At 66.5% G+C, this 11,894-nt stretch carries 11 protein-coding genes and 1 tRNA gene; 4 read left to right on the top strand and 8 right to left on the bottom strand.

Annotated features, from left to right (window positions below):
• The first annotated feature begins 29 nt into the window (after positions 1 to 29).
• Complete coding sequence (gene soxR / locus ACIP5Y_RS15465; RefSeq protein ID WP_400350632.1) at positions 30 to 533, top strand: redox-sensitive transcriptional activator SoxR; 504 nt, start codon at positions 30 to 32, stop codon at positions 531 to 533.
• A gap of 14 nt (positions 534 to 547) precedes the next feature.
• On the opposite strand, the gene ACIP5Y_RS15470 is transcribed toward soxR, so the two are convergent.
• The 8 genes from ACIP5Y_RS15470 to ACIP5Y_RS15505 form a co-directional block, all read right to left on the bottom strand.
• Positions 548 to 1,984 carry an alpha/beta hydrolase gene (locus ACIP5Y_RS15470; protein ID WP_400350634.1) on the bottom strand — a complete coding sequence of 479 codons (1,437 nt, stop codon included), beginning with the start codon at positions 1,982 to 1,984 and terminating at the stop codon, positions 548 to 550.
• Between the two features lie 60 nt (positions 1,985 to 2,044).
• Positions 2,045 to 2,920 (bottom strand): SDR family oxidoreductase, encoded by an 876-nt coding sequence (locus tag ACIP5Y_RS15475; RefSeq protein WP_400350636.1) that lies wholly within the window; start codon positions 2,918 to 2,920, stop codon positions 2,045 to 2,047.
• 163 nt (positions 2,921 to 3,083) lie between these two features.
• A complete protein-coding gene (locus ACIP5Y_RS15480; protein ID WP_400351292.1) occupies positions 3,084 to 4,901 on the bottom strand; it encodes a putative bifunctional diguanylate cyclase/phosphodiesterase in 1,818 nt (605 codons plus the stop codon).
• 68 nt (positions 4,902 to 4,969) lie between these two features.
• The gene (locus ACIP5Y_RS15485; RefSeq protein ID WP_400350637.1) at positions 4,970 to 7,117 is read right to left on the bottom strand and encodes an Rv1355c family protein; all 2,148 of its coding nucleotides are present in this window, start codon (positions 7,115 to 7,117) and stop codon (positions 4,970 to 4,972) included.
• Between the two features lie 2 nt (positions 7,118 to 7,119).
• Entirely contained in the window at positions 7,120 to 7,734 is a 615-nt protein-coding gene (locus ACIP5Y_RS15490) for a hypothetical protein (RefSeq protein WP_400350638.1), read from the bottom strand.
• A 384-nt stretch (positions 7,735 to 8,118) separates the two neighbouring features.
• Entirely contained in the window at positions 8,119 to 8,553 is a 435-nt protein-coding gene (locus ACIP5Y_RS15495; RefSeq protein ID WP_400350640.1) for an effector binding domain-containing protein, read from the bottom strand.
• Positions 8,550 to 8,993: a GyrI-like domain-containing protein gene (locus ACIP5Y_RS15500; RefSeq protein ID WP_400350642.1), complete on the bottom strand. Its 444-nt coding sequence runs from the start codon at positions 8,991 to 8,993 to the stop codon at positions 8,550 to 8,552. Before ACIP5Y_RS15500 ends, ACIP5Y_RS15495 begins: the two co-directional genes overlap by 4 nt.
• Before the next feature lie 152 nt (positions 8,994 to 9,145).
• Entirely contained in the window at positions 9,146 to 9,829 is a 684-nt protein-coding gene (locus ACIP5Y_RS15505) for a trimeric intracellular cation channel family protein (protein WP_400350643.1), read from the bottom strand.
• 115 nt (positions 9,830 to 9,944) lie between these two features.
• Here ACIP5Y_RS15505 and ACIP5Y_RS15510 point away from each other — a divergent pair, with 115 nt between their 5' ends.
• The 3 genes from ACIP5Y_RS15510 to ACIP5Y_RS15520 all read left to right on the top strand — a co-directional run bounded on the left by ACIP5Y_RS15510 (position 9,945) and on the right by ACIP5Y_RS15520 (position 11,778).
• Positions 9,945 to 10,661, top strand: a complete 717-nt coding sequence (locus ACIP5Y_RS15510; RefSeq protein ID WP_400350645.1) for a uracil-DNA glycosylase — start codon at positions 9,945 to 9,947, stop codon at positions 10,659 to 10,661.
• 180 nt (positions 10,662 to 10,841) lie between these two features.
• Positions 10,842 to 11,432 (top strand): TetR/AcrR family transcriptional regulator, encoded by a 591-nt coding sequence (locus tag ACIP5Y_RS15515; RefSeq protein WP_400351293.1) that lies wholly within the window; start codon positions 10,842 to 10,844, stop codon positions 11,430 to 11,432.
• 273 nt (positions 11,433 to 11,705) lie between these two features.
• Positions 11,706 to 11,778, top strand: a tRNA-Ala gene (locus ACIP5Y_RS15520).
• Positions 11,779 to 11,894 lie beyond the last annotated feature (116 nt).

Below are 11,894 nucleotides of genomic sequence, written 5' to 3' on the forward strand. Positions count from 1 at the left end.
CGGGGAAAAACCTCGACTACTGTTGAGGTATGCAGACCGCGTCCTGGCAGGCGAAGGAGCTGACGCCCGGTCAGCTGGCCCAGCGGGCCGGAGTTTCCGTGTCCGCGTTGCACTTCTACGAACGTGAGGGCTTGATCACAGCCCGCCGAACCAGCGGCAACCAACGCCGCTATCCCAGGGAAACCCTGCGCCGGGTCGCGTTCATCCGCATCTCACAGCGTGTCGGAATTCCCCTCAGCGAAATCCGCAATGCCCTCGACAACCTCCCCGAGGGCCGCACCCCCACCCGCCGCGACTGGGAAACCCTCTCCACCACCTGGCGCACCGACCTCGACGAGCGCATCGAACAACTGATCCGCCTGCGCGACAACCTCACCGGCTGCATCGGCTGCGGCTGCCTCTCCCTCGGCACCTGCAAACTCGTCAACGCCCACGACCACCTCGGCGACGAAGGCCCGGGCGCCCGCGTCCTCGACCTGCACGCCGCCGAGAACTGCGCCGACCACAAAACCTGCAACGCCCCGACCGCCTGACCGGATAACAGCAGCTAGACCGCGCAGTGCGTACCGGGTGGGGGCGTGGTCAGGTGGATCAGGTAGCGGTCACCGGTGGTCGTCGTACAGGGGTTGCGGCCGTAGATGCCGTGGCCCCAGCCGTCATAGGTGAGCAGGACCGCGCCCGGGAGGTGCGCGGTCACCGCGGTGGCCCACTCGTACGGGGTTGCGGGGTCGTGGATGCTGTTCATGACCAGGATCGGGGGTGCGCCGGCCACGGTGGGAAGATGCGGCGGATTGCCGGGTGGGGTGGGCCAGCCGGAGCACAGACTGCCTGCGGCCCAGGCGAAATAGGCGCGCAGGGTGCCCGCGTTGGTGTTCTGGTCTGCCCAGAGTTGCTGCCAGCGTGCTTGATCGGGGATGTCGAAGGACCAGTCGGAGCAGGCGATGAGCTCGGACATCACCGTCGGCACGCCGGTCGGCTCCGGTTGCGGGAAGGGCAGATTCGGCTGCTGCGGTTGATCGCCGAGGGTGCGGAGGTCATCGGCAAGGGCGGGCCATTCGGGTTGGTAGAGGCGGGCCGTGACATTGCGGCTCAAAACCAGCGGGGCCAGCGGGCGATCCGGATGCTGCGGATCGCGCAGGCCGCCGCGTTCGGCGCGATCGAACAGGGCGGTGTAGCGGGCGCGAATATCCGTGCCGTGCAGGGAGCATGCGGTGTCCCGGTCACACCAGGAGACGAATTCGCCGAAGGTGTCCCGGCCGGCGCGCGCTTCGGCCGCGAGAAAGGCGGGGCCGTCGAGGCTGTGGTCGTCGACGCTGTCGATGACCATGGCGCGCAGGTGATCCGGGAACCGCTCGGCATACGCCTGACCTGCCATGGTGCCGTACGACCGGCCGTACAAGGTGATCTTGTCCTCGCCCAGCGCATGCCGCAGCGCATCGACATCGCGGGCGACACCGGCGCTGTCCAGGTGATCCAGCAGCGGGCCCGTGTCGCGGCGGCAGCTGTCGGCGAGTCGCCTTGCGTAGGAATGCACATCGTCGATCGACCCGCCGGCGTCCGGCAGCAGATTCGGCCAGGCGCTCAGGCCCGCATCGCAGCGCAGCGGGTGACTGCGCCGCACGCCGCGCGGATCGAAACTCACGATGTCGAAGCGCGCGTGCAGGTCCGGTGAGAATCGGTCACCGTGCAGCAGTGTGTCCACACCCGAGGTGCCGGGCCCGCCGGGGAGTTCGATCAGCGTCCCGATGCGATCCTCGCTCCAGGTGCTCTTGCGCGCCACCGCGATATCGATGGTGTCGCCGGCCGGATGCGACCAGTCGATCGGGACGGTCAGGCTCGCGCATTCCGTCCCGGCATCCTCCGGACAGGCGTGCCAGTCCAGGCTGGTGGCCGCGCGCACGGGCGCGAACCAGAGGGTCCCGGCAATGAGGGTGACCGCCCCGGCGGCCAGGGCGAGCTGAAAAGCGGTGACGCGCATTCGCATACCACCGATGCTCGGCCGAGCCGGCCGAGCGGCCCATCACTCCCGGGTATCAGCCCGCGCTCACCCCCGGGTATCGGCGCGCTCGCGCTCTTCCCGCGGCAGGAACGTGGTGAACAGATCATTGGCGCGGCGCATGGCGAACTCGTACGGCCAGGCGAACTTGCGGGCCCACCAGTAGCCGAAGCGGATATCGAACTGCGTGTGAATGAGGAAGGTGCCCTTCTCCACACCGCGCAGAATGCTGTCCGCGACATCGTCCGCCGACTTCGCATGCCGCCGGAAACGACTGATCCAGGCCTGGATCCGCGGATCGTCCCGGTCCACGCCGACCACGTCGACGGTCTGCACCAGCGGGGTGTCCACCGCGCCGGGCACCACCAGGTGCACGCTGATGTCGTGCCGGGCGAGGTCGAACCGCAGCACCTCGGACACGCCGCGCAGGCCGAACTTGCTGGCGCTGTAGGCGGCATGCCACGGGAAGGCCATCAGCCCGGCCGATGAGGACACGTTCACCAGTGCGCCACCGTGTTTCGCCTCGATCATGGGCGGGATGAAGTTCTCGATCACGTGGATCGGGCCCATGAGATTGACGTCCACCATGCGCTTCCAGTGCCGGTGCTCCAGGTTCTCGACGGTGCCCCAGGTGGAGACGCCGGCGATGTTCATGACCACGTCGAGCGGGCCGAGCAGCTCGTGCACCTGCTTCGCGAAGCCGGTGACGGCGTCGTAGTCGCTGATATCGAAGGCCTGCGCGAATTCCACCACCCCACCGCCGGACCGCACCTCCTCGACGGTGGCCTCAAGTCCGTCGGCGTTCACGTCCGTGAGCACCAGCCGCGCGCCCTTGCGCGCCGCCGCCAGCGCGGTAGCCCGGCCGATGCCGCTGGCCGCGCCGGTTATCAAAGTCTTCTTGCCGCTCAGGCCACGATCACGCACGCCGAACCCCGTCCCTCCATCGACAACCCTGTCTGCACGCACGCTACTACGCGAACACAAGTGTTCGCGACGCGAGAGCACACCGATTCGGCTCCTGTTTCTCGAGGATGCGGGAAGTTTCCGGTGCACCCGAAAAGCTCAAACGTTCGAGGTAGACGCATCTTCAAGGATGTGCGGGCCGGCCACCCGAACCCGGCAGATCCAGATCCAGGGCGATGCGCCCGGCCGCCAGATGCGGCTCGACCTCCTCGGCCGGCATGGGCCGCGCGATCAGGAAGCCCTGCGCGCGATAGCAGCCCAGCGCCACCAGCGTGCGCGCCGCCACCGTCGTCTCCACGCCCTCGCCCACCACGCCGAGACCGAACGAACCCGCCAGCCCGACAATGGATTTCACGATCGCCAGATCATCCGCGCTGGCGCCCAGCCGCTGCACGAACCCGCGGTCGATCTTCACCGCGTCCACCGGCAGCGCCTTCAGATGCGACAGCGACGAATACCCGGTCCCGAAGTCGTCGATGGCGATCTGCACGCCCATCCGCTTCAGGCCACGCAAGGTCACCTGCGTGCGCGCCAGATCCTGCACCACCACATGCTCGGTGATCTCCAGGCACACCGAACTGCCGTCGATCCCGAAACGGCGCAGTATCCCCTCCATGGTCTCCACGAAATCGAGACTCACCAACTGCACCGGCGACACATTGATCCGAATGACAACATTCGAGGCCAGCCCGCGCCGCCGCCACTGCGCGAACTGCTCACACGCCGAGCGAATCACCCAACGCCCCAGCTCACCAGCCAAATTGGTGGCCTCCGCGACGCCGACGAACGCGCCCGGCGGTAGTAGCCCCCGCGTCGGATGCTGCCACCGCACCAGCGCCTCCAGCGCCACCACCCGCCCCGTCCGCAAATCCACCTCGGGCTGATAGTGCAGCAGCAACGACCCGTCCGAAACCGCCCCCCGCAGATTCAGCTCCACATCATCCTGCAACTCGAACTGCGCCCGCATCGCATCGGTGAACACGGCAACCCCATTACCGCCGCTCGACTTCGCCGACAACAACGCATGATCCGCCCGCCGCAGCACATCCGCGACCGTGGTCTCCCCCGGAATCCCCAGGGAAACACCAACACTCGCCCCGCGACTCACACTCTCCTCCCCGACCGTGACCCGCTGACTGATCAACTGCTGAATCCGCGCCGCCTCCAACTCGGCCGCCGCCGCATCCATCGGCTTCGCCGGCACGATCACGAACTCGTCCCCACCCAGCCGCGCGATCACATCGCCCTCGTCAAGGTTATCCCGCAACCGCGCAGCCAGCGTCCGGATGAAATTGTCACCCGCCGTATGCCCCAGGAAGTCGTTCAGCGCTTTGAGCCGATCGAGGTCCAGGAAGAACGCCGCGACCGGCCCTGGACTCCCGTGTTGTAGCCGTTCCTCCATATGCTCGAGCAGCGCCCGCCGATTCGCCAATCCGGTCAGGTCATCGTGCATAGCGATGTATCTGAGCCGCTCCTCGGCTTCCACACGCGCCTGCAACTGGGCGAACAGCGCGGCAATCGCCTTGAGCACATTGATTTCCCGGGTGCTCCACTCGCGGTCACCGACCTTGATGAACCCGAGTACCCCGGTAGATACATCACGCGATACCAGCGGAACCGCCGCCGCGGAAACATCGGAGAATCCGGTGGATTCCTCGATGAACCGCTGGTAATCGGGGTACTCGGGGCTGTGCCGGACGATCATCGGCTCGGTCGCGTGTTCGAGCAGCGCGAAGACCGAGTTGGTCTTGTCGAAGTACGTCACCCGCAGCAGTTCCGGATCGGCGGCGGCTGGTCGCGGCGGCCATTCCGCGATCAGGATCGACGCGCGCTTCGCCAGGTCGGTGAACCGCAGAAAGCTGAAATCGACATCGAAATGCGTGACCAGCCAGGAGAGCACCCGCTCACTCGCCGCCGCCATGGTCGTGACGTCGACCGCCATCAACTCGGAGGCGACCTGGGTCACCAGTGAGTCGAGCGTTCGCCGAGGCACCCTAATCTCCGATCGCGTTAGCCGCGGGTGTCCGCGTCCGGGGTCGGAAGTCGCCTACTCCGAACCGTGACGGCCGCCGCATAGCTGAGGCGAAGTACCACTGCCACTGTCTGGTTCTCAGGCACTCCCAACAGGTTCAGGAAGCGGCCCTGAACTGACGTTAGTGTATCGGCGAACTCCGGGGAAACCGTATCCAGTTCCTCGGGACGTCGCACGTACAAGAAGGCGGGAGAAACGGGCTGCACCGCAAGCCCATGCCGTTCGGCCTCGATCCACACTTGCTCTACCGCCGCCCCGGCCTGCGCATACGCGACCAATTCGGCCGAACCGTCCAGCGGGGGCGCAGGAAACGTCACGGCGACCACCGCCGAACTCGTACGCACCCGTCCACGGGTCGACTCGCCCAGCGCGTTACCGCCCGACCACGCACGAACCAGCGCCATCACATCGGCGCGGCGGCTGATCTCGAGTTTGGCCAGTTCGTCGGGAGCGAGGTCCACCCCACGCAGATCCATCCCGGTCCTGGAATCGTCACCCGGCCACCGCAGTTCGGAGAGCATCTCCCGATGCATGCGGGGAGTCAGGTAGCGAGCCCGGTCGGACTCTCCGAGCAGCAAGGCAAGTTCGTCGATATCGGCGCGTTCGGTCACTGTCCGGAGTTCCGCGCCTGCGGTTGTGGCAATGCCGGACAAGGATTCGAGAACCTGAGCCGGAACCGGCGCACCGGTCCCGAAACGCCGATTGGTGTGCCGCGCGAGCACCGCCGGATAGTCACGAGCCAGGGCCGGATCCGAACCGGCACCCAGCCGCAGGACCGCCTCCAGCTGCCCCGCACCTTCGGAACGCAACGTACTCTCGCCGAGCATGCCCAACGCGGAAGCAGCGGCCCGTGCGTTGTACAGCGCCGCCCCCACCGCCAGCGCGCTACCACGACCTGCGACGTCCAAGAGGGAAGAGCGTTCCAGCGCAAGGGAAATCGTGATGGCCGCACCATCGACACCGAGGGTCCATGGTTGCGCGTTGCCCACCGAGGGTGCGCGCTGAGCGCAGAACAACACGGCCTCGATGCCGGACGCCGGAACGGGTTCATCGAGCACGGGCTCGGTCCACACCAGCTCCTCGGCGTGATCCGGTTCGGCGATCTCGTCCAGGCTGCGTTCCAGATCCATGCGGGTACGCCCGGACGGCAACTTCTGACCCAGGCCGATCCGCCGAACCGCTGTCGCGACCGCGGCGCCGCCGAGCAGTACCTCGGACCCGAGTTGTGGCCAGCTGTTGAGGCTTTCGCCGATCTCCACCATGCTGGCCGCGGCACGGCTGGAGAGATTGCGGCCATCCAGGATGCGAATCAGGTACGGTGCCTTCTCCCTGATGGACAGTCCACGCAGTTCGGCGACGCTGGTGTCACCGATCAGCCCGTGGAACGGCAGCCGAGAAGGCTCCAAGTCGAACCGTTCCACATCGAGCAGGCCTCGGTCGCTGGTCTGCATCAGCAACGGCAGCCGGTAACGGCGAGCACCCTCGCGCACCGCCAGCTTGATGTCGAACGAGTCGCATTCCTCCACGACGACCGACAGATTCGCAAGGAAGACATCGAGGTTCTCGTCGTCGATGCCTGCGGGGAAAACCTCCACCGGCAAATACGGATCCAGCTCGGCTATACGCCGGGCAGTGACCACCGCCTTGTTCGAGCCGATATCGAACAGTGTGCCCGGGATGCGATTCAGATTGGCGAGCTCGATGGTATCGAAGTCCGCCAGCCGCAGCCGCCCGCAAATACCTTCGAGCGCAAGGGCATACGCAACGGAATGACCGACGCTCTGCCCGACCACCCCGACGCACAGCGTGCTCAACTGCTCCTGTTCGGAGTAGGTGAGGTTGTTTCGATTGCGGTCGAGCCGGACGATGCGCAGTAGTTGCGGGCCGGGCAACCCGAGGACTGCACGCCGCCACGGATAATAGGCCCAGCGTTCGGCTTCCACTCCTTCCGACAATTCGGGCGGAGCGACCAGACCGGCGAATTCCGCGCGCAGCAAATCTCGCAAATCGGAAAACTCTATGGCCGAATCATTGCGCAATACCGCAAGCTGCGCGGCATCCTCGGGATTCGACTCATCGAGCAGTATCGGGCGGTATTCACCAGCTCTGGAGGGATCGTCGGCCATTGTTACGCTAGTTCCTCGCTCCGGTTCCAGCCGGTCGAGAGCCTCCGGTCGCCTGCCATGAATTCCGCAAATTCCGCATCCATAAGCCGCACTTGCGATTCCGTCGCGACCGACCGATAGCTCTGGAGGTCGTACCAGAGCGGCACGGTGCGGTAGCGCTCATCCGGGTAGGACGACGCCGGTATCCACCACGCCACATTCGCGCCGCTGCTGCGGTAACACCGCATCGCATGCTCAGGCGCCACGCCGACCTCGTACCGCACGCCGAGTAGAGCCATGGAATGGACGTAGGCCCGGGCGATCCAGTCGGCCAGCACCGAGCGATTCTCGGCGTCGCGTGCGGTCCACCCCGCCTTGCCTTCGATCACGCCTTCCGGAATCTGGTCGGCGACCAACCGCCGGAACGCGCCTTCACCGGGTAGACCTGCCCAGCTCGCTACCGCGTGCACCTCGTCGATGTGCTTGTAAGGTCCCGAGACACGCATCCCGGCCATCGCCCTGCCGTCCGCGTCCAGCGCGATGCCGAACAGAGTCGTCGATCGGCCGTCGATCACGTCGTCGTACTCGAGCGCGTCCTCGGTACCGAATTGCCGGTAAACCTCGAGGGCCCCGTCCATGCACATGTGCCACAGTCGGGGATCCGCCTGCGGCGGGCCGATCAAGAATGTGTAGCCGGACTGCGGATCCCGAGATTGAAACATGCCGTCACCAGGCCCTTCCGCCGGGACGTGCGTGATCGGTTCGACTGCCATAAATTTCCACTCCACTACAGCGGCTGCGCACTATTTACCGCGTTCCTCACCCGATACGGTCATGCATCGGCCGTGCTGGGCTTGGCACCTAGGGGAGTATCCGTCAGGTGACACAAATTGTCCAGGTATCCGGCAAATCCCTCGAAACCCGGATAGCCCTCCGGAAAGTGCCCCAGGTCAAACCATTACTAACGGGCATGAAACATACTGACAAGACCGGTTGGTTCTCGTTCAGCAACCGGTCAGCAATCACACCAGGATCGAGATGAAGAGCTCCAACTCCGACGGTCCGGACCAGATCTCGATCTCCTCGCGGTAGGCGCGGGTGATCTCGGCGGAGGCGGTGGCGTCGTCGACTTGGGCCCAGACGTCCTCGGCGGGGTCGTGGTAGTCGCCGTTGGGGCGGAAGCGGGCGTAGACGCCCTTGGGGACGCGGATGAGGACGTCGCCGACGGGGGCGTCGTGGGGGGATTTGTACTCGTAGGAGACGAGGACGTTGTAGTTGCCCGCGGGGTCGGGGACGTAGACGGTGGCGAGGGGGAGGTCGGATTCGCCGCGGTCGCGCAGGCGGTCGCGGAGGAACTCGATGAGCTCGCTGTTGCTGACCTTGAAGCTGGGGCGCACGCGGGGCACGACCAGGCCGCCGTAGACGCCGCCGGAGCGGACCACGATCGAATAGGTCATGAGGGCTCTACCGCCAGGTACAGGTCGATCTTGTAGGCGTGGGGGTAGCACTCGAAGTCGCCGCTGTAGGTGCGCCGGATGTGGTTGTGCTCTTCGGCGTAGGCGATCTGGGTCCACAGATCGGTCATCACCTGCGGGAAGTTACCGACCGAGGAGAACTTGGCGTAGGTGCCGCGCGGGAGGCGGGCCACCACGTGCCCGCGGGTGACGCGGTCGAAGGAGCCGCACTGGTAGCCGACGATCTGGGTGTTGTAGGTGCCCAGTTCGGCCGCGTAGTCGGTGTAGGCCGAGGCCAGCGGGCCGCCGAGTTCCTGATGCAGGACCGCGGCCCAGGCCACTTCGAGTTCGTGATCGCGCAGTTCCCCGAGGGCACGCTTGGGGCTGCGCACGGGCAACCCGGCAACCCACGTCTCGTCCCGCTCGACGATCTCGAACTGCATGGAAGGAACTCTCTCGAGGTGTGATTCACGGCCTGTCCGTCCGGCCTTCGCAATGCTATCAATCGCCCCCTACCGTGCCGGGCGACACGACTGCCGCCGCACCGGACCGGATATGACCGGGACTACACCGGATCCGGCCGGAGCAATCCGGACTATGCGGGCGGGGCCTGATCGGAGTCGGAGTCGCGGCGGCGGTGCGGGCGGGCCATCGGGGCGTGCCAGTGCCGGCGGAGTGCGATCAGGCGCAGCAGGACCGCGCCCGCACCCGCCAAACCGCCTGTCCAGTACGTGTATTGACCATTGGCGAGCAGGATCGCCGTGACCGCGGAACCCAGCAGGGCCGGAACCGCGTAGAGCTCACCGTCACTCAGCACGCTCGGCGTCACACCCGCCAGCACATCGCGGATGACACCGCCGCCCACCGCGGTCACCACCCCCAGCGCCGCCGCGGACGTGGCCTGCATGCCGTGCTGATAGGCGGTGACGGTGCCGGTGACACAGAAGATTCCGAGGCCGATGGCGTCGGCGATATTCAAGGGCGTGCGGATCACCCGGGCCGGCGGATGCCAGAAGAAGATGAGCGCCGCGGACAGCAGCGCGACCCCGCCGTAGGAGAGCCGCACGAACGCCTGCGGTGGCGTGCTGCCGATGACGAGATCGCGGATGATGCCGCCGCCGGTGGCGGTCGCGACGGCCAGCACCGCGATGCCGACCACGTCGAAACGACGCCGCACGGCGAGCAGCGCACCGGACACGCCGAATGCGAACACACCCACCATATTTCCGATGCGCTGGGCCGCGTCGACGGCGGTGCCGAGCTCGACCAGATCACTCATCCGGGCCGGTTCCCTTCGTAATTGCAAACTCTCGGCTACCGGCGCTCAGTATGCTCTCCCACCGACACCCGGCCGCATCAGGCCGGGAAGTCGGCCCGTGTGGTTGAGTCGAAGCGTGTGCCGCACAATTGCCGAGCTGAATGCCCAGCTCATCGCGTGTCGCGCGTGTCCGCGCCTGGTCGAATGGCGGGAACAGGTCGCGCACGACAAGCGCGCCGCGTTTCGTGACGAAAATTACTGGGGCAAACCGGTTCCCGGATTCGGTCCGGACGACGCCCGGCTGCTCGTGGTGGGGCTCGCTCCGGCCGCGCACGGCGGCAACCGGACCGGGCGCATGTTCACCGGCGACCGCAGCGCGGACGTGCTCATCGCCTGCATGCACGCGGCGGGACTGGCCAGCCGGCCGACCAGCCTGAGCGCCGACGACGGCCTGCGCCTGCTCGGCACCCGGATGACCGCGCCCGTGCACTGCGCCCCGCCCGACAACAAACCCACACCCGCCGAACGCGACAACTGCCGGCACTGGCTGGTCACCGAACTCGACCTGCTGGCCCCCACCCTGCGCGCGATCGTGGTGCTCGGCGGCTGGGGCTGGCAGGCCTTGCTCCCCGTCCTCGCCGAATCCGGCTGGGAAATACCGAAACCCAGGCCGCGCTTCACCCACGGCGCACAATACGACCTCGCTCCCATTCGGCCCGACCGCAGGCCACTCCACCTTTTCGGCACCTACCATCCCAGCCAGCAGAACACCTTCACCGGCCGTCTCACCCCCGCCATGCTGGAGGCCGTGCTGGTGGACGCCAAAGTGGCCGCCGGTCTGGATCACGCCTGACCGAGAAGAGCAGCGATGACCTTCGCGGCGCGGCCGTCGCATCCGGTGGGGCGGGGGACCGGATACGATGCGGTCGTGAGCAGGGCCGATAACTCCACCAATGGCGGTAGCGTCGGCTCGGGCGACGCGCTCGCTCCGAGTCTGCCGTCCGGTGACGGCGCGGCCGCCGGTCAGGCGCGAGTGAAGCGGCGGCGGGCCGCAACTCGGGAACGATTGCTGGAGGCCGCATTCGACGCGTTCGCGGAGGACGGGCTGGGGCGGACGACGGTCGAACAGATCTGCGAACGGGCGGGATTCACGCGTGGAGCGTTCTATTCGAACTTCACCACCCTGGAAGAACTGTTCCTTGCCATGTGGGAGCAGCGGTCGGCGCGCATGCTGGAACAGCTGACAGCGGTGCTGGACGCGGACCTCGAGATCCGGGATGCCCGGCAGGGCGTGGAGCATGTGCTCGACGCGGTTCCGGTGGACGACAAATGGTTTCGCATCACCTCCGAATTCACCGCGCACGCATTACGCAATCCGACGCTGCGACGAGTGATGGTGGCACGCGAGGAGTCCATCAGCGGCGCGCTCACCCCGGTAGTGGTGTCGTTGCTGCGGCGCGCGGGCCGGCGGGTGCCGGATCCGGTGGCATTGGGGCGGGCGCTGATCGCCGTTCACGACGGAACGCTGACCCAATGCCTGATGGAACCGGACAGTACCGCGGCCCGAGTGCAACGCGTGGACCTGTTTCTACGCGTGGTCGAGTCCTACAGCGAACCGGCCTGATCGCCGAACGTTTCCAAAGCCGCGCGCACCCGTCGTACCGCGGCCTCCCAAAATTCGGACGTCTCGTTCTCCAGGGCATGCAGCCCACCCCAGCTCCGGCCACGGCGAACCCCGCCAACATCCTCGTACCAGCCCCTCCCACTCCCCCGTCAACTCCGAATACCCCGTCGCATCCACGGCCCGACCCTGCAAAAACCGCCCATAACCAGCCGATTCGGCGACTCCCCCGCCCACCTGATAAGGTTTTCGAGCGCAGCCGGAAACGGACTACGCGGGGCTATAGCGCAGTTGGTAGCGCGTCTCGTTCGCATCGAGAAGGTCAGGGGTTCGATTCCCCTTAGCTCCACATCCGAAGAACTGCCCGTGACCTCAGCCGAGGTCACGGGCGGTTCTCGTTTCGGGGACGCCCTGAAATAACGAATTCTCGTGATGTGGGGACCTGGGCTTTATCGGAAGTATTCA

It is taken from the genome of Nocardia sp. NPDC088792, assembly GCF_044750615.1.
Classification (GTDB): Bacteria; Actinomycetota; Actinomycetes; order Mycobacteriales; family Mycobacteriaceae; genus Nocardia.